This window comes from Thiorhodovibrio winogradskyi (genome assembly GCF_036208045.1).
Taxonomy (GTDB): domain Bacteria; phylum Pseudomonadota; class Gammaproteobacteria; order Chromatiales; family Chromatiaceae; genus Thiorhodovibrio; species Thiorhodovibrio winogradskyi.
This window is the reverse complement of the sequence record NZ_CP121472.1, coordinates 366,866-390,829: the sequence shown is the minus strand read 5'-3', so window position 1 is coordinate 390,829 and position 23,964 is coordinate 366,866. Positions and strand designations below refer to the sequence as shown.

The window sequence follows — 23,964 nt, the reverse complement described above, 5'->3', positions numbered from 1 at the left end:
GCCGCTTGCGCAGAGACTTAATACAAGGTTGACACAATGTTGGCAACATTGGATCAACTCCCGGTCAGCGCCAGCAGCACCCCAGCCGCCACCGCCGAGCCAATGACACCCGCCACATTTGGCCCCATGGCATGCATCAGCAGGAAGTTCTGATGATTTTCTTCCAGCCCGACGCGATTGACCACCCGTGCCGCCATGGGCACGGCCGACACACCGGCGGCACCGATGAGCGGATTGACCTTGCCGCCGGTCACCCGGTGCATGATCTTGCCCATGAGCACGCCGGCCGCGGTGCCGATCGAGAAGGCCAGGGCGCCAAGCGCCAGAATGCCCAGGGTCTCGAGCGTCAGGAACATGTCCGCCGACAGCTTGGAGCCGATCGCCAGGCCAAGCATGATGGTGACGATGTTGATAATTTCATTCTGGGCAGCGCGGCTCAGGCGCTCGACCACGCCGCATTCACGCAGCAGATTGCCAAAGGTGAGCATACCGATGAGCGGAGCCGCCGAGGGCAGCAGCATGGCGCACAGCAGCAGCACCACAAAGGGAAACAGCATGCGTTCCAAACGCGACACCGGCCGCAACTGCTGCATGACCACGGCACGTTCTTCCTTGGTGGTGAGAAGGCGCATGATGGGTGGCTGAATGATAGGCACCAGCGCCATGTAAGAATAGGCGGCCACGGCAATGGCTCCAAGCAAATCGGGCGCCAATCGCGAGGCGAGGAAAATAGCCGTGGGCCCATCGGCACCGCCGATGATGGCAATGGCCGAGGCATCCTGGAGGCTGAAGTTAAAGCCGGGGAGAAAGTTCAGCGCCACCGCTCCCAGCAGGGTGGCGAAGATGCCAAACTGCGCCGCCGCGCCCAGCAGCAGGGTCGAGGGGCGAGCAATCAGGGCACCGAAGTCGGTCAGGGCGCCAACCCCCATGAAAATTAGCAGCGGAAAGATGCCGGTCTCGACGCCGACGGTGTAGATCTGCCCGATCATCCCATCCGGCCCACCAATATTGGCCACCGGAATGTTGCTCAGCAGCGCGCCAAAACCGATGGGGACCAGCAGCAACGGCTCGAACTTTTTCGCGATCGCGAGATAGATCAAGCCGCCCGCCACCGCCATCATCAGCACCTGACCCCAGGTCAGGTTGGCGATGCCCATGGACGCCCAGAGTTTGAGCAATTCTTCCACGGGATTATCCCAGCACAACCAGGGGAGCGCCCAGCGACACCGCGTCGCCTTCCTTCACCCGGATCTCAAGGACTTTGCCAGCCGCCGGGGCGCGCACTTCGGTTTCCATCTTCATGGCCTCGAGCACCACCACCACATCGCCAGCGGCGACTGACTGTCCGGCACTGGCCGGAATTTTGACAATATTGCCCGCCAGGGGCGACTCAAGCACCTGCTGTTCGCCTGCCGGCTGGACTGCTGTATCCGCGGCGGGTGCCGCCGCGACACTTTCGACCGAGCCCGCCGGGGAGACACGCACATCGTAGCTCTTGCCATTGACCTCGATGCGGTAGGCTTCCGGGCCGCCCGCCGAACTGGCGCTTGCTGGAGCACCCGCCGCCGAAGCACCCGAGGTTGGTGCATTGGCCTCGGCCAACTTGGCCGCCTCGCGCTGATCGAGCTCCCAGGGCGGCGCCTCGAAGGCCTCGGGATTATCGCGATTTTCCAGGAACTTCAGGCCCACTTGCGGGAACATGGCATAGGTGATGACATCGTCCACCACCGCATTGGCCAGCCGGATGCCGCGCTCCTTGGCAAGTTTTTTCAACTCGGCGGTAAGCTTTTTCAACTCGGGCGCGATCAGGTCCGCCGGACGACAGCTGATGGGCTTGGCACCCTCGAGCACCCGCGCCTGCAAGTCTTTATTGACGGGCGCTGGCGTCGAGCCATAGGTCCCTTTGAGCACTCCGGCGGTCTCGCCGGTGATGCTCTTGTAGCGCTCACCCATGAGGACGTTGAGCACCGCCTGGGAGCCGACGATCTGCGAAGTGGGAGTCACCAGGGCGATGTAGCCCAGGTCCTCGCGCACCCGGGGAATTTCCTCCAGCACCTCGTCGAGGCGCTCGGTCGCGCCCTGCTCGCGCAGTTGGTTTTCCATGTTGGTGAGCATGCCGCCTGGCACCTGGGCGACCAGGATGCGTGAATCCACGCCCTTGAGCGCCCCCTCGAAGCGCGCGTATTTCTTGCGCACCGCGCGGAAATCAGCGGCGATGTCTTCCAGCACCTTGATGTCGAGCCCGGTGTCGCGACCGGTGCCCTGCATGATGGCGACCACCGACTCGGTCGGTGAGTGGCCGTAGGTCATGCTCATGGAGGAAATAGCCGTGTCCACCACATCGACACCGGCCTCGGCCGCCTTGACAATGGTCGCGGTACTCAGCCCAGTGGTGGCGTGACAATGCAGGCCAATGGGCACCTTGCAGGACTCCTTCAGGCGTCCGATCAGTTCCTCGGCGACATAGGGCCGCAGCAGCCCGGCCATATCCTTGATGGCGATGGAATGGCAGCCAAGATCCTCGAGTCGCCGCGCGAGATCGACCCAGTAGTCGATCTTGTGCACCGGGCTCACGGTGTAGCTCAGCGCGCCCTGGGCGTGGGCCGAGGTGGCCAGCGCGGCCTTGACCGGGCGCTGGAAATTGCGAATATCGTTCATGGCATCGAAGATGCGGAAAACATCAATGCCGTTTTTGACCGCGCGTTCGACAAAGGCATCCACCACATCGTCGGCATAGTGGCGATAGCCAAGCAGATTCTGCGCGCGCAGCAACATTTGCTGACGGGTGTTTGGCATTGCCGCCTTGAGCCGACGCAGGCGTTCCCAAGGATCTTCGCCCAGGTAGCGGATGCAGGCATCAAAGGTGGCTCCGCCCCAGGACTCCAGCGACCAGAAGCCGACCTGGTCGAGCTTGGCGGCAATGGGCAGCATGTCGTCGATGCGCATGCGGGTCGCAAGCAGCGACTGGTGGGCGTCGCGCAGCACCAAATCGGTGATGGCAAGAGCATTGTTCTGATTCATGCGGGACATCTCTTAACAGTTTCCGTCAGTCATTGGAAGAAGCACCAGCGCGGCAACAGGACCGCCACCTAACCGCCCTGCCGGGCGCGATAGCGCGCCACCGCGGCGGCCATCACCGCGATCAATTCGCTGTCCGCCGCTGGGTCCGCCATTGGGTTCCCGGCAGCGCCGGTGCCCCTGGACATGGAGGCCGCGCCAGCAGCCAACTCATGGAAGTCCGCCGGTGCCACGCGCGCGGCAAACCAGGACATACCGCGCAGCAGAACCACCAGGAGCATCAAAAAGCCAAACACAATGCTCATGCCGATCAGCATCAGCCGCAGGCTTTCCGCGACCATTTGAGTGTCAATCACTGCCGAATCCATCGAACCCACTCCCAATCTCCGCGCCAATCTCCCACCCAAACCCAGCCAGACCCCATCATGCAGGCGGCTGACACAGGCAACGAGGCCTATATTCAGTCGAACGGATGATCCCGGACAATGGTCTGCGCCCGATCAGCCCCGGTCGAAATAATGTCGATCGGTCGACCGCTCAATTCTTCGATGCGGTTAAGATAATCACGCGCCGCGGCGGGCAAATCCTCGAGCGACAGAGCGCCCTCGGTGGATTCCCGCCAGCCTGGCATCTCGATATAACTTGGCTTGACACGCGCCAGATCCTCGGCCCCCATGGGCGGGACATCCAGTGGCTGTCCGTCCAGTTCATAGCCGGTACAGATGCGAATCCGCTCTAACCCATCGAGCACATCAAGCTTTGTAATGCACACCCCGGAGACACTATTGACCGCGAAGGCACGCCGCAAGGCGACCATGTCGAGCCAACCACAGCGGCGCTTGCGCCCGGTGGTGGCGCCGAACTCATGCCCACGCTCGCCCAAATGATCGCCATCGGCATCGAACAGCTCGGTCGGAAAAGGCCCGCCACCGACCCGGGTAGTGTAGGCCTTGACGATACCCAGGACATAGTCAAGATCAAGCGGCCCAACACCACTGCCCGAGGCGGCACCGCCGGCGGTGGTGGTCGATGAGGTGACAAAGGGATAGGTGCCATGGTCGATATCGAGCAATGAGCCCTGGGCACCCTCGAACAGAATCCTGGCGTCCTGGTCACGCAAGGCGTGCAGGCGACCGGATACATCGCCGACCAAGGGCCGAATGCGCTCGCCCCAGGCCAGCGCGGTGTCCAGGGTGGCCGCGACATCGACCGGCTCGGCTTTAAAATAGGCCGTGAGCGCGAAGTTGTGATATTCCATCACCTCGAGCAGGCGTGCCTCGAACAGGCTTGGATTCAGCAGTTCGCCAAGGCGAATGCCGCGCCGGGCGATTTTGTCCTCGTAAGCCGGCCCAATGCCGCGTCCGGTGGTGCCGATGGCCTTGCTGCCGCGCGCTTTTTCCCGCGCCTGATCAAGCGCGATATGGTAGGGCAGGATGAGCGCGCAACCGGGGCTGATGCGCAAGCGCTCTTCAACCGCGACCCCAGCGGCGGTGAGGGTATCGATTTCATGGAAGAGCGCATCCGGCGCCAGGACCACGCCATTGCCGATGAAGCACTCGACCCCCGGATGCAAGATGCCCGAGGGGATCAGATGCAAAATCGTCTGCTCGCCATCAATCACCAGCGTATGACCGGCGTTATGCCCACCTTGAAAGCGGACCACCGCATTGGCGCGTTCGGTCAGCAAATCGACCACCTTGCCCTTGCCTTCGTCGCCCCACTGCGTCCCGATGATGACCAGATTCTTGCCCATAGTGCCTCTACTCAGCCGGCATCAGCCGGATAAAATCCCGCCCTGTCAACGGCCAGAACAGGTCATTGACAGCAAAGCGAAATCATCGTTGTCGTTGTTGTACCCGCCGTCGCCATCCATCCTTTAAGACCGCGCCCGGCTCCAGACTCGCTCCATCGAGAGTCGCTCCGTCAAAATTGGCCCGCCACCATGGGTACCAATTGCCAGCGCCCATCGCGACGCTCAATGCGCTGCTCGCAGCCAAGCGCGGCCGGATGACCTTGCTGACCAGGCAGCCAGCTTAGCACCCGCCGACCGGATGCCCGCAGCTCGTTGATCAGCGCCTGTAATCCGGGGTCGCGATCATTGGGCGCGAGCACGGCGCCAGCTCCAACCAAAGGGTGCTCGGCAGCGGGCGCGGCCAGCTCAATCAAGCCTTTGAGATCAGTGCTGAAGCCGACCGCCGGGCGGGCATGGCCAAAAAACTCGCCAATGGCATCGTAGCGCCCGCCGCGCGCGATTTCGAGCCCCCACCCAGGCGCGAAAGCAGCAAAAACCACCCCGGTCTTGTAGGTATAGCCACGCAATTCGCCCAGATCGAAGTGCACTGGCACCTGGGGCATCCAGGCGTGCAGATCCTCGGCAATCAATCGCAGATTGCCGAGCGCCCGATGAACGCTATCGCGAGCCTTGGCAAGACGCTCGCCAGCGCGCTCAAGCGCATCATCACCGTTCAGCTCAACCAGCGCCAGAAGCATATCCGCCTCGCTTGGCTCGACGCCAGCCTCATCGAGCAGCGCTGCAAGTTCGGTGCTGGCCTTGCGCTGCAGGATACCAAAGAGCGTCAATTCCTGCTCCCGCGACAGTCCTGCCTGTTCAGCCAGGCCGCGAAAGATGCCCACATGCCCGAGATCAAGGTAGGCGGAGCCGATTCCGGCGGTCTCTAGGGTGGTCAGCAGCAGCCTGAGAATTTCGACATCGCTCTCGGCGCCGCCATGGCCATAGATATCGGCACCGATTTGCAGCGGGCTGCGGGTGCCGGCAAAGCCATCGGAGCGGGTATGCAGCACAGTGCCGAGATAACACAGCCGGGTGGGTTCCTCGCGCCTGAGCTGATGGGCGTCAATGCGCGCCACCTGCGGCGTCATGTCCGCGCGCACGCCAAGCAGGCGCCCGCTGAGCTGATCAGTCAGTTTGAAGGTCTGCAGATCCAGATCGCTCCCGGTGCCTATCAGCAGGCTCTCGAGATAATCGATAAAGGGCGGAATGACCAAATCATAGCCCCAAGCATCGAACAGATCGAGCAGGCAGCGGCGCAGGCGCTCAATATCGCGCGCCTGTTGGGGCAGAATTTCCTCAATGCCAGCAGGGAGAAGCCAGCGGTCCTGATTGATGGTCATGAGCTTGCCGGAGTCAGGGTGCGGTTGCGGCACAGCCAGGGCGGCGCGGACGGCGGCAGCCCGGGCGCGGTGCGGAATGGGAAATCATGGGGTCGCTTGTCAGCTAACGAACAAAGTACAGCAGCACAACCCCAGAGGCCATGCTAAGCAGGCCCACGATGCGCAGACTGCCATCACTCTGGCGCGCCACCTCCTCCATCATACGGCGCATGGCCCCGGGGGCAGCGAAGGGCATGACGCCCTCAATGACGAACACCAGCGCCAGAGCCACCAGGAAGTCATGCCACATCGTGCATCAAATCCAGAATAGCCGCCGGCAGCCAGCAACGCGCGCTGCTAGCGCACACGCAGACGACCATCCGTGCCGGCGTCGTCCGAGGAGCCGGCCGCGCCCTGGGGATGATTGAAATAGCGGAAGAATTCCGAGTCAGGCGCCAACACCAGGGTGGTGCCCTTGTCGACGAGCGACTTCCGGTAGGCATCCAGACTGCGGTAGAAAGCGTAGAACTCGCGATCCTGCTCGAAGGCTTCGGCGTAGACCCGCGCGGCTTTCGCATCACCCAGGCCACGGGTTTCCTCGGACTCCTTGTAGGCGTCCGCCAGGATGACGGTGCGCTGGCGATCAGCATCGGCGCGGATACGTTCAGCCGCTTCATGACCCTTGGCGCGCAGATCGCTTGCCACACGCTCGCGCTCGGCGCGCATGCGGTTATAGACGGATTCGCTCACCTCGGGCGGCAGATCGATTTTCTTCACCCGCACATCCACCACCTCCACACCCAACTCAGTGGCCTGGGTGTCGAGTGTCTTGGTCAGCACCTGCATCAGTTCCAGGCGGTCTTCGGACACCACCTCCTGAATGGTGCGGCGACCGAATTCGTCCCGTAGGCTGGTATTAATACGCTCGGCAAGCAGACGCGCGGCACGGGCACTGTCGCCGCCGGTGGAACGGAAAAACTGCGCCGCGTTATTGATGCGCCATTTAGCGTAAGAATCGACGATGACGTCTTTCTTTTCGATGGTGAGGAAGCGCTCCGGCTGGGAGTCGAGTGTCTGAATGCGTGCGTCGAACTTGATCACATTGTTCAGCACCGGCACCTTCCAGTGCAGGCCTGGTTTGTACTCGGGCCCGACGATTTCACCCAGGCGCAGCTTGATCGCGATCTCCCACTGATAAACGATGAACGCCGAGGCCGTCACCAAGCCAACCAGCACCAGAACAGCGATGCCCGAGAGGAGTTTCATGCGGTCTGTCATCAGCGGGTCCTCCGTTCGCGATTCACATTGCGCATCGGCCGTTGCGTTATCGAGTTGCTCGCACCACTCGCGTTGCCACTACTCCCGCTTGAAGAGACACTTGCCGGGGCCCCGTCGCGACTCGCGCCCGGGTTCTTCATGAGTTGATCCAGCGGCAGATACATCAGGCTATTGCTGTCCGGCACGTCGATCAGCACTTTCTGGCTGTCGCCAATCACCTCTTGCATGGTATCCAGATACAGGCGCTCACGCATCACCTCGGGCGCCTTGCGATACTCCTCCAGCACCGCCAGGAAGCGCGAACTCTCACCCTCGGCCTCGGCGATCACCTGATCGCGATAGGCCTTGGCATCCGCCACGATGCGGGCGGCTTCACCGCGCGCCTGCGGCAGGATCTGATTGGCATAAGCCTCGGCCTTGTTCTCGGAACGTTCCTTGTCCTCGCGCGCCTTGATGGCGTCATCGAAAGCCTCCTTGACCTGCTCCGGCGGCTTGGCCGGCTGCATGTTAATGGAGGTGACTAGCAGACCGGTTTTGTACTCGCGCATCAAGGCCTGAACCCGCTCGCGAATGGTCGCCGCCACGGCGCTGCGACCCTCGGTCAGGATGAAATCGAGCTTGCTGCCGCCGATGGTCTTGCGCACCACGGTCTCGGTCGCATCGCGCAGGGTTTTCTCCGGATTTTGATCCTGGAACAGATAATTGGCGGCATCCTCAATGCGCGACTGCACGGTGAGTTCGACATCGACGATGTTCTCATCCTGGGTCAGCATCAGTGCCTTGTGACTAAAGGATGAGATCTCGTCGACATTGACAATCTCGACCTGCTCAACCGGCCAGGGCCAGTGCCAGTGCGGGCCGGGTTGGGTCATCCTGTTATAGACACCGAAGCGCAGCACCACACCGCGCTCAGCGGGATCGACGATATAAATACCGGTGGCGAGCCAAAGCACCACCAGCACCCCGACAACGATACCGATAGTCCACTTGCCAAGCGGCCCGAGCGGTGCACCGCCGCCCGCCCCGCCACCGGAGCCCTTGCCAGATCCGGAATCACCACCGAACAGGCCTTTCATTTTGTCCTGCAAGTTGCGCACGATCTCGTCGAGATCGGGCGGTCCGCCCTGGTTTCCCTGCTGGGACCCCCAGGGGTCTTTGCCTCCGCCTCCCGGCTCGTTCCAGGCCATAGTGTCTCCGTCTGGGCTAATCGTTCTTTAAAGGTGATTCGAAGGTGCTAAATGCGTGCCGCGCCACGACCATCGAACGGGCATTTTAGGTTTTCCCGGCCCGGGGGACAATGCGCAGCCTTACCATACAGGAAATTCCCTTGGCTGGGGTCGCGCACGACCCTGGCGCCGCAACTCCCGCTGCAGTCGCTCGGGCTCGATCATCACCTCCAGGGTCCAGCCACCGTCATCCCTGGCTTGTTCGGCAAGAATTTGCCCGTGTCGATAGAGCCAGGCGCGCAACGCACCCTCGGAAGGATTTAGCTCAAGCTGACAATTTTCAACCTGGCCGCGAAAGCGCTCGGCCAGTGCGTCCACCAGCAGATCCACGCCCTCACCTGTTCGAGCGGACAGCCATACCGTGCTGACATTCCCCGCCGCGTCCCGATCAACCCGCGGACGCTGATCCTCAAGCTGGTCGATTTTATTCATCACCCGCAGGCGCGAAATCGACTCGGCGCCGATCTCCGTCAGCACCTGCTCAACATCCCTTTCGCAGCGCTCGCGCTCCTTGCCCGCCGCATCGATCACATGCAGCAGCAGCGCCGCCGAGCGCGTTTCCTGCAAGGTCGCGCGAAAGGCCGCCACCAGCTCATGTGGCAGCTGGCTGATAAAGCCCACGGTATCCGCCACCACCACGGCCGGGGCATTGGGCAGCTCCAAGCGTCGCAGGGTGGGATCCAGGGTAGCGAAAAGCTGATCGGCCTGAAACACCCCGGCCGCGGTCAGCCGATTAAAGAGCGTGGACTTACCGGCATTGGTATAGCCCACCAGGGAGACGGTGGCGATCTCGGCGCGATCACGCGCCTGGCGCCCCTGGGCGCGCTGGGTCTCGATCCGCTCGAGGCGTTTGTTCAAGGCGACAATGCGCTGGCCGAGCAGGCGCCTGTCGGTCTCGAGCTGGGTCTCGCCCGGTCCGCGCAGGCCGATACCGCCCTTCTGGCGCTCAAGATGGGTCCAGCCGCGCACTAGGCGGGTTGACAGGTGCCGCAGCTGCGCCAACTCCACCTGCAGCTTGCCCTCGAAAGAGCGCGCGCGGCGGGCGAAAATATCCAAAATCAGCCCATTGCGATCCACCACCCGACAGGACAGCCGACGCTCCAGGTTGCGCTCCTGGGCCGGGCTCAGGGCATGGTCGAAAATCACCAGTTCGGCGCCCGTGGCGGCCAGCTGCTCGGCCAACTCAGCCGCTTTGCCCTGGCCAATAAAAAAGCGCGGATCGGGCGCGGCGCGGGTACCGGTGAGCCAGCCCACCTCAAGCGCGCCGGCGGCCTCGGCCAGCAGCCGGAACTCGGTGCTGGCTTCCGCGTCCAGCTTTCCGCCGATGGCCAGCTGCACCAAAAGAGCGCGTTCGCCCGCGTCCGGCCGCTCAAACATGGCAAACCCGCGGCAGGTACCGCCTCATTCCGCCTCGCTCTCATCCAGGTCGAGGTCATCCTCTGGATAGGACCATTTGACGTTGCGTGACGGCACCACGGTGGAAATCGCGTGCTTGTAGATCATCTGACTGACATTGTTCTTGAGCAACACCACGAACTGATCGAAGGACTCGACCTGTCCCTGGAGCTTGATGCCATTGACCAGAAAAATCGAGACCGGCACGCGCTCTTTGCGCAATGCGTTCAAAAACGGATCCTGAAGACTGTGTCCCTTCGACATAGTGAAATTCTCTTGTTGTTATTGGGCAGCCCCATCAACGCATGATCGCAACGATCATCCACCGCCGTTCTGCACACCACGGAGGAGGCCGGCAACCGCGGCAATCAGGCTCGCAGGGGCCAGGTCGCGACGATGCGCTTGCACGCATAGGACGTCAATGCAAGTGATACGTTATCACAGAGCCGCCGGGTCATGGTCTCACTGGCGACCTTTGGTCCGACGTCCAAGCAAAAAAGGCGCCATTCTTGTCACCTTGCGGCCAGCAAGCGCCCTGGGCCGCGCCAGGGCCGCGCCAGCTCAGCACTCACCGATGGCCGCCAGATTTGCCAGCCTCTCCAGCGCCCGATCCAACAGGGAGCCCCCCTGGGGCAGCCAGATGCAATCGCTCTCGGATCTCAGCCAGGTCATCTGCCGCTTGGCGAGTTGCCGCGTTGCCGTGATGGCAAGCTCGCGCATGCGCGCGAAATCACAGTCGCCATCCAAATAGTGCCACATTTGCCGATAGCCGACCGCGCGCATCGAAGGCAAAGCGGGATGCAGATCACCGCGCGCGCGCAAACGCGCCACTTCGGCTTCAAAACCCGCCGCCAGCATGGCATCGAAGCGCTGCGCAATGCGCTCACGCAAGGCCTGACGTTCGCGCCCGGATGATCCAGCCTGTCCCACTGTCGGACCGGGCGCCTTGACGAGTTTCACGACCCGATAAGGCAAGTGTTGCGCGGCGGCCTCCGCCCAATGGTCCCCGAGTGCGCGCCCAGTAGTCAGATAGACCTCGAGCGCGCGCTGAATCCGCTGCGGATCATTGGGGTGAATGCGCGCCGCGCTGGCCGCGTCCAGCACCGCCAACCAGCGATGCATCCGCGCCGAGCCCATGCGCTCAAGCTGGCGCGACAGATCGCGGCGCAACTCGGGGTGCGCCCGCGGCAGGGGCGCCAGCCCGCGTACCAGTGCACGAAAATAGAGCATAGTGCCCCCAACCAGCAGCGGCACCCGACCCACGCCGGTGATCTCTTCCATGGCCCGCAATGCATCAAGGCGAAACCGCGCCGCGGAATAGGCCTCGCCGGGATCGAGGATATCCATCAGCCGATGCGGCACCCGGGCGCGAATCTCTGGCGACGGCTTGGCGGTGCCGATATCCATGCCCTGATACACCAGCGCCGAGTCGACACTGATGATCTCACACGGCAGCCGCTCGACCAAGTCAAGCGCCAGGGCCGTCTTGCCGGCCGCGGTTGGCCCCATCAGGAAGATTGCTGGTGGCAGCGAATCCCATTCCACCGGACCCGCCCCAGCAAGTCCCTCGCTTGGAGTCGCGTCTTTCATTGCCCGCGCAGAAACAGCCGATCCAACTCCTGCCGCGAGAGTTTCACCCAGGTCGGGCGCCCGTGATTGCATTGATCCGAGCGCGCGGTGGATTCCATCGCTCGCAGCAGGGCGTTCATCTCCGGCAGGCTCAGCCGTCGGTTGGCGCGCACCGAGCCATGGCAGGCCATGGTCGCGAGCAGGGCGTTGGCCTGCTGCTGCAAGCGCGCGCTCTGGCCGTGCTCGGCGAGATCGGACAGAAGATCGCGCAGCAGTTGTTCCACATCCGCGCCCTGCAGCATGGCAGGAATTTCCCGCACCGCCACCTGCTCCTCTCCCAGGCGGCTGACCACCAGCCCCAGTGCCTGTAAATCGGCATCATGGGTCTCGAGCAGATCCGCCTCGGCACGACTCAGACGCAGGCTGACCGGCACCAGCAGCGGCTGGCGGCGCACCTGCCCCTGGGCCTGCCAGGCGGTTTTCATGCGCTCGTAGCACACCCGCTCGTGGGCCGCGTGCATATCCACAATCACCAGACCATCCGCCCCCTGCGCCAGCACATAGACTCCATTGAGCTGGCCAAGCGCGAACCCCAGCGGCGGCACTTCTCCGGCGGCTGCCTGATCTTGCCCCGCGGCCGTCTGATCGTCCCCGGCAACGGCTTCGGCCAGAGCCTGCTCGGCGGCGGACCAAGGCTGCTGCCAGGCAAAATTTGCCGCGTAGGCCCCGGCCGATTCGCGCAGCGGCAGGGACGGCTGCCCGCCCGCGGGCGGGGGCCGCCCGGCCAGTGGCGCTGACGCCGGAGGCTGAGCAGGTGGCGGCGCCTCGGGTGGAGGCGACGCCACGGAGTCGTCCCCGTGCGACAGCGCGCCCGCGGCCATGGCGCCACCCGCGAGCCGACGATGCAGGGCGCGAAAAATAAAATCGTGCACCTGGCGCCCCTCGCGAAACCGGACTTCCTGCTTGGCCGGATGAACATTGACATCGACCTGGCGCGGATCAAGCTCCAGAAAGAGCACATAAGCCGGATGACGACTGTGATGCAGCACGTCCTGATAGGCCTGGCGCACCGCATGGGCAACCAGCTTGTCGCGCACCATGCGACCGTTGACGAAGAAAAACTGCCGGTCCGCCTGCGAGCGGCTGAAGGCCGGCTGCGCGACCCAGCCAAACAGTCGCAGCCCAACGGCCTGATCCTCAAGCATCAGGGCGGCGTCGAGGAAATCGCCCCCCAGGGTTTGTTCGAGCCGCCGCCTCAGGCTTGCTTGCCCATCGCTTGCTTGCCCGTCGTTAATATCCCCATGACTGGGGGCACGCAGATCCAGCACCGAACGACCGTTATGTTCCAGCCGAAAACCGACCCTGGCATGCGCCAGCGCCAGCCGCCGGATGAGTTGTTCAATATGGCCCAGCTCAGTTTTCTCAGTGCGCAAAAACTTGCGCCGCGCCGGAGTATTGAAGAACAAATCCAGCACCTCGACGCTGGTACCCGGGGCATGAGCCGCCGGTTCCGCCGCCGGGGTCTGGTCACTGCCATCGGCGGTGATGGCGAATCCATGGTCCGCGTCGGCACGGCGCGAGAGGATCCGCAGCCGCGCCACCGAGGCCATGCTGGGCAGGGCCTCGCCGCGAAATCCCAGGGTCGCGACCGACTCCAGATCGGCCAGCGAGGCGATCTTGCTGGTTGCGTGGCGCGAGACCGCCAATGGCAGCTCCTCGGCGCTCATGCCGCAACCATCGTCGCGCACCAAAATGCGCTTGGCACCGCCGCGCTCCAGGAGCACCTCAATCTGGCGCGCACCGGCATCCAGACTGTTTTCGACCAGTTCCTTGACGATGGACGCCGGGCGCTCAATCACCTCGCCCGCGGCGATTTGATTGATTAATTGAGGTGGCAACGACTTGATGCGTGACATGGGTGGATGGAAACAGAAAAGACCCGATACTGGCAACCGCCGGAGCTCAGACTGACTGGGCTTGAGCGCAGGGAACGCGCGCCCCCGCGGCCTTCCGGCGGCGCGGTTTAGGCCGCTCCCGCCAAGCGCTGGCGCAGCGCTTCATACAGGCAGATGCCGGCGCTGACGGAGACGTTTAGGCTTTCGACCTGGCCGCGCAGCGGCAGGGCGGCGAGTTGGTCGCAGCGCTTGCGCGTGAGCCGGCGCAACCCCTGACCCTCGCTGCCCAGGACCAGTGCCAGGGGGCCGGTCAACTCCAACGCGAACAGGCTGGCGTCGGCCTCGCCGGCCAGGCCGATCACCCAGAGCCCTCGCTCCTGTAACCGCGCCAAGGTGCGCGCGAGATTGGTCACCTGCACGAAAGGGACGCTAGCCGCGGCACCGCTAGCCACCTTGACCGCCGTGGCGGTGAGCCCGCAGGCGCGATCTCGCGGCGCGATCACCGCCAGCGCACCGGCGCCGTCGGCACAACGCAAGCAGGCGCCCAGGTTGTGCGGGTCGGTCACACCATCGAGCACCAGCAGCAGCGGGTCGGCCGGGCCGGACGCCAGCAGTTGGTCGAGATCGGCCTCGCCGCGCGCGGCGGGCGCTTGCGTCCAGGCCAATGCACCCTGGTGATTGCCGCCGGCAGTCGCCTCATCAAGCGCGCAGCGGTCTTGCTGACGCACTGGCACCCCGGCGGCGCGCGCCAAATCGACCAGCTCGCTCAGACGCCGATCACGGCGGGCGCGATCAAGCCACAGCTCACGCACCCCGCCCTGACTCAGAGCGGCGCGCACGGCATTGATGCCCATGACGGGCGCGCCGCCCTCGGCGTGGGTCATGCTTGCGGCAGCCGGTTTCAGAAAGGCACTCCGGCTCAACCAACCGCACGCTTGCGGTTGCCGCGTCGCCGTGGTCGCTTGGCGCCCTCGGCTTGTTTGGCCGTGGGCGCCAGCACGAAGTCGATCTTGCGCTCGTCGAGATTCACCGCCGCCACCTGCACCCGCAGCCGGTCGCCCAGGCGATACACCTGACCGGTACGGGCGCCATTGAGCCGGTGTCCGATGGGGTCGAAGTGGTAGAAGTCGTTATCCAGCGCGGTGATGTGCACCAGCCCATCGACATAGACATCGTCGAGCTCGACGAACAGGCCAAAACCCTGCACGCTGACAATGGTGCCGTCGAACTGCTCGCCGAGCTTGTCGCGCATGTACTCGCACTTGAGCCAGTCGCTGGCGTCGCGGGTGGCCTCGTCGGCGCGCCGCTCCGTGCCCGAGCAGTGCTCGGCGATCTGCTGCAGCTCGGGTTTGGAATAATCCAACTCCGCCACGCCACCACCGGCCAAAATGTGCTTGATGATGCGGTGGACGACCAGATCCGGATAGCGTCGAATCGGCGAGGTAAAATGGGTATAGCCCTCGTAGGCCAGGCCAAAGTGACCGACATTGTCCGAGCTGTACATCGCCTGTTGCATGGAACGCAGCAGCACGGTTTGGATGAGATGAAAATCCGCCCGTTTCCGCACCGAGTCCAGCAGGGTGCCGTAATCCTTGGCGGTGGGCTTATCCCCACCAGGCAGATTCAACCCCAGTTCGGCGAGAAATTCCCGCAGATCGGAGAGCTTCTCAGCCTTGGGCTGCTCATGGATGCGAAAGAGCGCCGGCATCTTCTTGCGCTCGAACAGGCGCGCGGCGGCGACATTGGCCGCGAGCATGCACTCCTCGATCAGCCGATGGGCGTCGTTGCGAGCGCGCGGCTCAATGGCCTCGAGCCGGCCTTGGTCGTTGAAAACGAACTGAGTCTCGACCGTGTCAAAGTCGATGGCGCCGCGCCCCCTGCGCGCCTCAAGCAAGGTCTGAAACAACTGATGCAGCTCATGCAGATGGGGCAGCAGCTCGGCATACTGCTCGCCCAGCGCCGGGTCGCCCTCCAGCATGGCGGCCACCTGGTCGTAAGTCAGTCGCGCGGCGGAGCGCATGACGCCTTCAAAAAAGCGCGAGCGGGTGACCTTGCCGTCGCGGTTCACATAAAGCTCACAGGCCATGCACAGCCGATCAACCTGGGGGTTGAGGGAGCAAAGCCCGTTGGAGAGCACCTCCGGCAGCATGGGGATGACGCGATCGGGGAAATAGACCGAATTGCCGCGCGCGCGACCTTCCTGGTCCAGCGCATCTCCCGGGCTCACATAGGCCGAGACATCGGCAATACAGACCAAAAGCCGCCAGCCCTTGGGCTTACGCTCGGCATAGACGGCGTCGTCGAAGTCGCGCGCATCGGCCCCGTCGATGGTCACCAGCGGCAGATCGCGCAAATCCTGGCGTTCGGCCTTGGCGGCTTCCGGCACCTCCTCGCTTAAGCCAGCAATCTGTTGCAGCACGGCCTCGGGCCAGTCGACGGGGAGATCGTGCGCGCGAATGGCGATATCGGTCTCCATGCCAGCGGCCATGTGATCACCAAGCACTTCCAGCACCTGACCGAGCGGCTGGGTGCGCTTGGTGGGTTGATCAGTAATCTCGGCCACCACGATCTGGCCCTTGGTGGCCGACCCCACCCGATCGCTGGGAATAATGATGTCGTGGCTGATGCGCTTATTATCCGGCACCACGAAGCCCACGCCGCTCTCGGAGTAGAAGCGCCCCACCACCGACTGGGTATTGCGCTCGAGAATCTCCACCACCGCGCCCTCGAGTCGCCCGCGCCGGTCGCGGCCAGTCACCCGCGCGACAATGCGATCACCATGGAAAAGCGCGCGCATTTCCTTGGGATATAGGTATAGATCATCCCCGCCCTCATCGGGCTTGAGGAAACCAAAACCATCGGGGTGACCAATCACCCGCCCGGCGATCAGGTCCTTCTTGTTGACCAGGCAAAAAGCATCGCGGCGATTGCGCACCAACTGCCCATCGCGCACCATGGCACCCAGGCGGCGCTCGAGTGCCAACTGCTCCTCGGGATCCTTCAGGTCGAGAGCCTTGGCCACGCCGGCGGCATCCATGGGTACCCCACGCTCGGTCAGGATCTCGAGGATAAACTCGCGACTGGGGATGGGCTTGTCGTATTTCCGCGCCTCGCGTTCGCGATGCGGATCAAGCACTTTGGCGGATTGGGATTTTTTGCGTCTGGCCACGATGGAAAGGCTTCCGGCTGAGAAAACCGCTAGTTTAACCCACCCGAAGCCGCCGGGTGTGCTGACAAGGGATCTTGTAGCAATTCCAAATTTCGTTTTCCAGCGCCCGGTTGTTGGCCCGGTTCTCAGTAGACGCGCCATTTTGGCGCGTCATGAAGTGGCTGGAAGCCGCCACTACAGCGAATAAGACTCCCAATGTTGGAATGGCTGGCTGGGCGAAGTCTGAGCACAGGATTCTCGTTGCTGTTGGCCTGGTATCAATTGTCCGGCGCCTGATCGCCAGGTGGGCCTGCCGCGGGGGCGTCCGCGGGTGGACCCGGGAGCAGCCCGGGCTGCTCGGCGCCATCCACACCATCGCCGCCGTTGTCGCCGGCCGCTTGTCCGGCTGGCTGATCGGGGTTGTCGGGGGCATCCTGGCCGGCGGCTGGATCGGCATCCTGGTCACCAGCCTGGCCATCGGCCTGGTCATTCATTTGGTCAGCGGCAGGATTCGCACCAGGGTCGCCAGGTTGCTCGGCGGCCGGGTCCGCCGGCTGTGGTTCGGCTGCCTGGGCATCGGCATCTGGGTCGGCTTGCGCATCCTGACCGGCTTCGGCAGCGCCCGGCTCGCCTGGTTGCGGCTGCCCATCCGCGCCTGGAGCATCTGGAGGGACATCTGGGGGAAGATCTGGGGGAAGATCTGGGGGAAGATCTGGGGGAAGATCTGGGGGAGCATCGGGCGCTGGCGCGTTGGCCGCGGCATCCGCCTCGGGTTCGGGCTGTTCAGGCAGTTCCCGCACCAGGCGCAGATGAACGACGTTGCGCTGGTTGGCGCTAAACTCCTCACCAAAGGCAAAGCCAAGCTGGCCGGCGCGTGGGGAATTATCGGCCTCGGCGGAGTTGAACCAGAACCAACCCGAGGGCGTGTTGGGAAAGAGCGACAGATTCACGGCTGGTAACAGGCAGCCGGGCTGGATGATCTGGCGCAGTTCATCGAGCCTGGGAATGCGCCAGTCATCGTAGCCGGCAAAGGTGCTTGTCTCGGCGATTGCGAGCGCCCGCTCCCAGGTCAAGTAGGCCAGGCGGCCGTCGCGACAGCGCTCGCCCCGCAGACCCTCGGCGCATTGCTTCCAAACCAGGCGGTTTTGTTCGTCGCCGACGGTTCCGTCTTCACTGAGTGTCCAGCGCTCTTCGTTGATATTGTCCTCGGGTCCGCGACCGCAATTGGGCTCTTGGGCCTGTGCGGCGGCCAGGGTCGGTAACAGGCAGAGCCCAATCAGCACCAGGGCCCGCACCATTTCCAAGCCGATCAATGGCATACCAACCAATTTAACATGGCGGTTTAATCTGGCGCGGCACGCAAGCAGGCGATGGCCGCTTGCAGGGGCTCGATCACGGGTGTGATCTTGCGCCGCATCAGGGTGCCAAGGGTGGTCGGATCCGGCAGCACCGGGCGCAGGGTAGCGTAGCTCACGCCCGAGAGCAGGCGCAGGGCGGACAGTTCGGGACCGATGCGCGGCAGGCGCTCCAGGCAGGCATGCGCGCCTTCAGGCACCGTGCCGCTGGCAACCGCGTCGGCCTCGGCCTTTAGTTCGGCCAGCGTGAGCCTGGGCTCGCCCTCGGGGCGCATGGGGCTGAAATACTCACGCATCAGGTCGAAGGCGGCGGTGACCACCTCCTGATTGGGCGGCTTGGCCAACACCCGCGACAGGGTGTCGAGAAACCGCTGACCGCCACCGCTGGCACAACGCAACAGCAGCCATGCGACCGTGTTGCCGTCCGCGGCGAGCGGCGCCAGCGCCTGGTCGAGTTGCGCAAGATCGGCTCGCGGCGGCAGTGGCGCGGGCAGATCGTCCGGCAGGGCGCGCAGAAAGCCGAGCAAATAGGCCTGTTTGCGCGCGGCTTTTTGCCACAGATCCTGGCGCGCCTCGGGGCCGATCAAGCCCGGCCGCAGCACCAGGCGCACGGACTCCATCATGCGCTCGCTGTCAGTCTCGAACGGCAGGAATTCGATTAGATATGAGGCCAACTCGCGGCCCAGCGCGCTGCCAGCGATGACAGGATTCGCAAGCATGCGCCGAGCGTTCCTGGCATCCTCCATCGCCCACCAGGCGCGGCGGGCAAGCTCCTCGGTCAGCCCGGGCGAGCAAACCGCCGCCACCACGGCCTCGGGCTCACCCAGCATCAGCAGTTGTTCCAGGCTTTCATCGCGCATCTGGCCCATGCGCGTCCAGCGCCGCAAATAGACCGGATAGCCGCCGGGGGAACCTAGAATATGACCCGAGATGAGTTCGCGCACGGCCCGCAAATAGGATTCCGGGCGTCCGGTGGGATGCAAGATGACACCGCGTTCGCCTTGGTCCGTCAGCCCGTAGACGATGAGTTTTGATTCATCAATACGAATAGCACGCGGCTTGTTGGCAAGCAGCACATTTAAACGCAAAGAGTCTTCGCTCGATAGATCCACGATATAGAGAGCCTCAGGATGCGGACTCTTGGTGGACGCCCGCGCTTAGGCGTCGCTTGGCGGCTTGCAGGTCGTGTCTTTGGGGTTGAGAAAAATAAAGTGCTGTTCGCCGTCGTCCAGGGTGACAAAATCCATCACCGCCGTATCGAGCAGAGGCACGAACTCGGGCGCCATGACAATATCCACGCCCTCGGAAGTGAAGCGGATATCCTCCTCGCTGAGTTCATCGAACCCCATGCGGTAGTCAATGGAGCCGTCCGGATTTTGCACGGCCGCCAGGCGCAGGGACAACCCCTCGGTCCCGCCTTCTTGCGCGGCTTTGGCGACCTGTTCGGCCGCTGTTGGAGTCACTTTAAACATAAGCCGGATTTCCTAGTCGTCTGTCGCTGAATCTTGCCAGCAATGCCAAGTGTGAGTGTCTTATTTGATGTAGAAGCGGCTTCCAGCCGCTTCATGACGTGCCAAGATGGCGCGTCTAGCCACCAAGGTCATTGTCACAATGAGAATACACCCGAAGAACGCTTCGATGCACTGCACAAGGTTGTTGGTGTCATGGCGATTTTCAACCATGCCGCGGCGAGCACTGGCAGGGTGCCCCTATCTTTGGCCATTGTCTCAGGCGATGCTGTCGCGGGCAATGCGCCGCCACACCTCAGCCACCCAGCGTGCGTTCAATGCTGGCGACGAAGCGCCGCGGCCAGCAATTGCCCCCCACGCCACGCAGATGAGCATAGCTGGCCAGCAGGCGATTGTGCACAATGCCGTCATGTTGTCCGTCCACGCCGGTCCCGCGCAAGACTTGGTAGGCATAGGTCCAAGTGGGATCAGGGCTGACCACGGCGGAATGATGGAACTCATGCGCGCTGAGATCACCCGTCTCCGCCGTACCCAACCAGGGACTGGCCCCGGTTTCGCGCAGGCGCACATAGCCGCGCCCCTGAGGCTTGGCGTGCATGGCCACATCGGCATTGAGCACGCCACACATATCCGCCGAGCGCCCGTTCCAATGCAGTTGGCGGCACAGGTACATTAACCCCCCACATTCAGCATACACTGGCTTGCCCGAGGCGATAAAATCCGCCACGCCCGCGCGCAAGCCACGATTGGCCTCCAGCGCCTCCATGTGACATTCCGGAAAACCGCCGCCAATCAACAAGGCATCCACCCTTGGCAGCTCCGATGCGTGCAGCGGACTGAAGCTCAGCAACTCAGCCCCAGCTTGCTCAAGCGCGGCCAGATCATCCGGATAATAAAAGCCGAAGGCGGCATCGCGCGCGATGCCGATTTTGATCCCGGATGGGGCTTGAGGCCCAGCATCCGCTGTTGGCCTTGCGCTAACAGCGGCCAGGTTGACCGGTGATCTGGCTGGCTGACTGACTGCCTGGCTGGCTGGCGGACCGGGTGGCTCCTTGGCCGCGATCGCCAGCAGCGCATCGCAGTCAACATGCTCGGCGACCCGAGCTCGAATTTGCTCGACCTTGCGGCCGGCGGCCAGCGCTTCGTTGCTCGGCACCAGTCCCAGATGGCGCTCGTCGATGTCCAGCTCAGCCAGACGCGGCAGCATGCCAAGCACGGGTAGATCAGTGTAATGCTCAACCACCCGCAACAGGTTGTCGCCATGACGTCCGCCACCGACGCGGTTTAAAATTACCCCAGCCATGGGCAGTTCGGGATCAAACGCCTGGAAGCCCAGCAGCAAGGGCGCGATGCCACGGCCCAGGCCCTTGCAGTCAATCACCAGCACCAGGGGCACGCCCAGGAGTTTGACCAGCTCGGCATTGCTGCCGCTGCCATTGAGGTGGACACTGTCGAAGAGACCGACGTTGCCCTCGATCAAGCGCAGATCGCTGCCCTGCCCATCGCGCTGAAAAGCCGCGCGAATCTCGTCGGCGGCCATGGTATGAAAATCAAGATTAAAGCAGGCCCTGCCCGCGGCGAGGCCGAGCCACATGGGGTCGATGTAATCCGGGCCTTTTTTGAAGGGGCTGACCGTCAGGCCACGGCGGCGCGACTCCGCCGTGACGCCGATGCTGAGCGTGGTCTTTCCGGAGGACTTGTGCGCCGCGGAAAAGTAGAGGCTAGGCATCTGGGCCGCTTGTGCGAATCAACCGGGAGGGAATGAATGAGGGGCGAATCGATTCGCCCCCTAGGGGATTTTACTGCTGGCGACTTTCAGCGGCGGCAACATGGGGGTCGACTGCTCGGTCGGCGAGCGATTCTGGCAGGAATTGCAGGACCCGGATGCCCACCGTGGTAATGAGCAGAGCCACGGCCACGCCGCCGATGCCAAGCAGGAGCTCTGGCAGACTTGGCCAGTAGGGAGCAACGGCCCCGCCGATGTCGCCCGGAGCACCGAACTCGACCACCGACATGCCGGGGAACATTTCCTGCGGATAGGCCTGGCTGCCAATGATGATCACATACATGGCCGCCAGTCCGCCGATAATGACCAGCGCGCTGGCCAGGGCGATGGCACGCGGATTCTTGCTGTGTCGCGGGTGATAGATGATACCCAAGGGAAGCAGACTGCCGATCATCATCCAGCCAAGCCAAAAGACCAGGGTATAAATGCCCCCGCTGACCAGCAGAAAGTGCTCAATGCTTTGCGTCTGAGCACCATAGAGGCGGGTCAGGTGGTAAATGAGGGTAAAATAAAGCACCCCAGCCACGAACAAGCCGAGCAGGTTTTTCAACCGCTTGAGCATGAGAGCGCCGATGGGTCGATCATCCTGAGCAAAACTGTACATTAACACTAGGATGTAAATGGCGAGACCGTAGGCGAATGACATCACGACGAACATGGGTGCCAGCACTGCCGTGTCGTAGGCCTCGCGTCCAACCAGAAAGCCGAAGATGGAACCAGTACCAGTGGTCAGCGCCAGACGCCACAAAAAGGCGAAGGTGCCAACGGGTTTTTTGTAGGGGTCGCCCTTGCGATCCGCCATGGTCCAGAGGTAGGCGATGACGATTGCGACAAAGCCAGTGTAAAGAAAAATATTCCAGGCGAAGATGGAACTGAAATTATAGGTGGTCATGGCCACGGCGAGCCGGTCCGGGCGGCCAAGGTCCAGCACCAACACCAATAGACCACCAACCAGCAGAGCTGCCGCCAACAAACCGGACAGACGCCCCAGGGGTTTGTAGAAGGACTTGTCGAACACTGTGCCAATGGAAGCGACGTTGAGCGCACCCGAGGCCGAGACGATCAGGAAGACTGCGAACACATGCGGCGCGCCCCAGACCACCGAGTTGGTCATACCGGTGACCCAATGGCCCTCATGTTCCATATAGAGCGCGGCCAACCCACCGATGGCAATGACGCCAGCCAATATGGCCAGCAGGCTCCAGTAGCGCGATGATTCGATACGCCATTCGCGATAGACGATTCTTCTCATGACCGCTTGTCCTCGCGGGTTAGATGCCGGCATAGCGCACGCCGGTATTGAGTTCGAGATCCTGGCGGATCTGACGACTGTTGACTTGCCGCAGGGCCTCGCGCAGCGCGCCGTGCGGATCGTTCAGGTCGCCAAACAGGATGGCGGCATGGCCAACCTCCTGGCAGGCATCGGCACAGGCAGTGCTGCTCTCGCCGTTGTCGAGTCGATGGACGCAGAGGTTGCAGCTCTCGACGCAACCCTTGCCGCGTGGCGCCCGGGTCAGCTTCTGCACGACTTGTTCGTGAATAAAAGAGCGCGCCTTGTAGGGGCACGCCATCATGCAGTAGCGGCAACCGATACAGGTGTGGCGATCCACCATCACAATGCCGTCGGCGCGTTTGAAGGAAGCGCCGGTCGGGCACACATCCACACAGGGCGGATTCTCGCAATGCTGACACATGAGCGGCAGATTGGTCATGCGCCCAGTCAGGTTGTCGCGCAGCTTGACTTTCCTGATCCAGGTCGCGCGCTGGTTGTCCCATTTGAGCGGCTTGATACCCTCGGGCGTCTCCTGCAGATCGAGGCCATTTTCGTGATCGCAGGCATCGACGCAGGCCGTGCAGCCGTCGGCGCATTTGGCGGTGTCGATCAGCATGCCCCAGCGCTTGATGTCGGTCACCGGGGTGGTGCGCGGAGCCGCGACTGCCGCCGTATGCAGCACCACACCGGGGGCCACCGCGGCGGTGGCCAGCCCAGCGGCGGTGGCGAGAAAGTCACGTCGGCCGCGGTCAGGCTGTTGCACGAGATCTGGCTGTTGGTCGCTATCTGGCTGTTGTGTGTGCTCGCTCATCGCTCTTTAAAATCCTCCTGCCGAACCGCTTCCGGAATCTGCACCAGTGTGGCGCCCAGTGCGTCAACAAGTGGGTGAACGCCTGTCAGGGTGGTGACTGGCCGGCTAGTGACGGGATGAACAGCCGCTGGCCCCTGGTGCAACGCCCGCGCGGGGACCGACCTGTCTTGCTCGGTCACCTGATTCCAGCCTTCACCGTCTGGAACAGTCGCGTGACAATCAAAGCAATTTAAGGTTACCGCCGCCGTTTCATGGCAGGCATTGCAGAATTGACCCTTGCCATTGACGGGAATCGGCACTCCATCCGCGGTATGTCCGGTATGGCAGCCCACGCAGCCCGAAAGACTGTATTTGGTGTGCCTGATGCCGTTGTAGACGGTTGTATCGCGCTGGTGGCGAATATATTCCATGTGGTAGCGACGCATCTCGCGGGTAGGCTCGACGCAGCTATCGAGCCCGGCCGCTTTCGAGCCAGTTACGACAAAGCCGCCGATGGCCTCGGCGCGAACATCCCCGGCGCCCAGCAATGCGGCACCCATTACTGCCAGCACCATCAGAGTGGAACAACCCGCGAACCACCAGGGTTTGGTGACTTTCGCTTCCGTCATGGACGCCTCCGGATATCCTGTG

General features: G+C 63.1%; 21 protein-coding genes. All 21 read right to left on the bottom strand.

What is annotated here, in order from left to right; genetic code table 11:
• Positions 1-53: 53 nt before the first annotated feature.
• The 21 genes from Thiowin_RS01975 to Thiowin_RS01875 all read right to left on the bottom strand — a co-directional run bounded on the left by Thiowin_RS01975 (position 54) and on the right by Thiowin_RS01875 (position 23,942).
• Entirely contained in the window at positions 54-1,187 is a 1,134-nt protein-coding gene (locus Thiowin_RS01975) for a sodium ion-translocating decarboxylase subunit beta (protein WP_408034149.1), read from the bottom strand.
• A 4-nt stretch (positions 1,188-1,191) separates the two neighbouring features.
• Positions 1,192-3,021 carry a sodium-extruding oxaloacetate decarboxylase subunit alpha gene (oadA, locus tag Thiowin_RS01970; RefSeq protein WP_328986076.1) on the bottom strand — a complete coding sequence of 610 codons (1,830 nt, stop codon included), beginning with the start codon at positions 3,019-3,021 and terminating at the stop codon, positions 1,192-1,194.
• A gap of 68 nt (positions 3,022-3,089) precedes the next feature.
• Entirely contained in the window at positions 3,090-3,374 is a 285-nt protein-coding gene (locus Thiowin_RS01965) for an OadG family protein (RefSeq protein WP_328986075.1), read from the bottom strand.
• Between the two features lie 104 nt (positions 3,375-3,478).
• Positions 3,479-4,771, bottom strand: coding sequence for an adenylosuccinate synthase (locus Thiowin_RS01960; protein WP_328986074.1), 1,293 nt, complete (start codon positions 4,769-4,771; stop codon positions 3,479-3,481).
• A gap of 170 nt (positions 4,772-4,941) precedes the next feature.
• Positions 4,942-6,150 (bottom strand): ATP phosphoribosyltransferase regulatory subunit, encoded by a 1,209-nt coding sequence (locus tag Thiowin_RS01955; protein WP_328986073.1) that lies wholly within the window; start codon positions 6,148-6,150, stop codon positions 4,942-4,944.
• A gap of 103 nt (positions 6,151-6,253) precedes the next feature.
• Entirely contained in the window at positions 6,254-6,439 is a 186-nt protein-coding gene (locus Thiowin_RS01950; protein WP_328986072.1) for a DUF2065 domain-containing protein, read from the bottom strand.
• 47 nt (positions 6,440-6,486) lie between these two features.
• Entirely contained in the window at positions 6,487-7,407 is a 921-nt protein-coding gene (hflC, locus tag Thiowin_RS01945; protein ID WP_328986071.1) for a protease modulator HflC, read from the bottom strand.
• The gene (hflK, locus tag Thiowin_RS01940) at positions 7,407-8,594 is read right to left on the bottom strand and encodes an FtsH protease activity modulator HflK (RefSeq protein WP_328986070.1); all 1,188 of its coding nucleotides are present in this window, start codon (positions 8,592-8,594) and stop codon (positions 7,407-7,409) included. Before hflK ends, hflC begins: the two co-directional genes overlap by 1 nt.
• A gap of 120 nt (positions 8,595-8,714) precedes the next feature.
• On the bottom strand, positions 8,715-10,010 hold the full coding sequence (gene hflX, locus Thiowin_RS01935; protein WP_328986069.1) for a ribosome rescue GTPase HflX: 1,296 nt from the start codon (positions 10,008-10,010) through the stop codon (positions 8,715-8,717).
• 24 nt (positions 10,011-10,034) lie between these two features.
• Complete coding sequence (hfq, locus tag Thiowin_RS01930; protein WP_328986068.1) at positions 10,035-10,292, bottom strand: RNA chaperone Hfq; 258 nt, start codon at positions 10,290-10,292, stop codon at positions 10,035-10,037.
• Between the two features lie 297 nt (positions 10,293-10,589).
• Positions 10,590-11,537: a tRNA (adenosine(37)-N6)-dimethylallyltransferase MiaA gene (miaA, locus tag Thiowin_RS01925; protein ID WP_328988178.1), complete on the bottom strand. Its 948-nt coding sequence runs from the start codon at positions 11,535-11,537 to the stop codon at positions 10,590-10,592.
• Positions 11,538-11,614: 77 nt separating this feature from the next.
• Positions 11,615-13,513, bottom strand: a complete 1,899-nt coding sequence (gene mutL / locus Thiowin_RS01920) for a DNA mismatch repair endonuclease MutL (protein ID WP_328986067.1) — start codon at positions 13,511-13,513, stop codon at positions 11,615-11,617.
• Positions 13,514-13,620: 107 nt separating this feature from the next.
• Entirely contained in the window at positions 13,621-14,376 is a 756-nt protein-coding gene (rlmB, locus tag Thiowin_RS01915; RefSeq protein ID WP_328986066.1) for a 23S rRNA (guanosine(2251)-2'-O)-methyltransferase RlmB, read from the bottom strand.
• A gap of 35 nt (positions 14,377-14,411) precedes the next feature.
• A complete protein-coding gene (rnr, locus tag Thiowin_RS01910; protein ID WP_328986065.1) occupies positions 14,412-16,661 on the bottom strand; it encodes a ribonuclease R in 2,250 nt (749 codons plus the stop codon).
• A 257-nt stretch (positions 16,662-16,918) separates the two neighbouring features.
• Positions 16,919-17,959: an Lcl C-terminal domain-containing protein gene (locus tag Thiowin_RS01905; RefSeq protein ID WP_328986064.1), complete on the bottom strand. Its 1,041-nt coding sequence runs from the start codon at positions 17,957-17,959 to the stop codon at positions 16,919-16,921.
• 23 nt (positions 17,960-17,982) lie between these two features.
• The gene (locus tag Thiowin_RS01900; protein ID WP_328986063.1) at positions 17,983-19,107 is read right to left on the bottom strand and encodes a sulfur reduction protein DsrS; all 1,125 of its coding nucleotides are present in this window, start codon (positions 19,105-19,107) and stop codon (positions 17,983-17,985) included.
• Between the two features lie 45 nt (positions 19,108-19,152).
• Positions 19,153-19,467: a HesB/IscA family protein gene (locus Thiowin_RS01895; protein ID WP_328986062.1), complete on the bottom strand. Its 315-nt coding sequence runs from the start codon at positions 19,465-19,467 to the stop codon at positions 19,153-19,155.
• A gap of 292 nt (positions 19,468-19,759) precedes the next feature.
• Positions 19,760-21,193: a cobyrinate a,c-diamide synthase gene (locus Thiowin_RS01890; protein ID WP_328986061.1), complete on the bottom strand. Its 1,434-nt coding sequence runs from the start codon at positions 21,191-21,193 to the stop codon at positions 19,760-19,762.
• Positions 21,194-21,263: 70 nt separating this feature from the next.
• Positions 21,264-22,502 (bottom strand): NrfD/PsrC family molybdoenzyme membrane anchor subunit, encoded by a 1,239-nt coding sequence (gene nrfD, locus Thiowin_RS01885; protein ID WP_328986060.1) that lies wholly within the window; start codon positions 22,500-22,502, stop codon positions 21,264-21,266.
• Between the two features lie 19 nt (positions 22,503-22,521).
• The gene (gene dsrO, locus Thiowin_RS01880; RefSeq protein ID WP_328986059.1) at positions 22,522-23,334 is read right to left on the bottom strand and encodes a sulfate reduction electron transfer complex DsrMKJOP subunit DsrO; all 813 of its coding nucleotides are present in this window, start codon (positions 23,332-23,334) and stop codon (positions 22,522-22,524) included.
• Positions 23,331-23,942 (bottom strand): sulfur reduction protein DsrJ, encoded by a 612-nt coding sequence (locus tag Thiowin_RS01875; protein WP_328986058.1) that lies wholly within the window; start codon positions 23,940-23,942, stop codon positions 23,331-23,333. The genes dsrO and Thiowin_RS01875 overlap by 4 nt, the downstream gene beginning before the upstream one ends.
• Positions 23,943-23,964 lie beyond the last annotated feature (22 nt).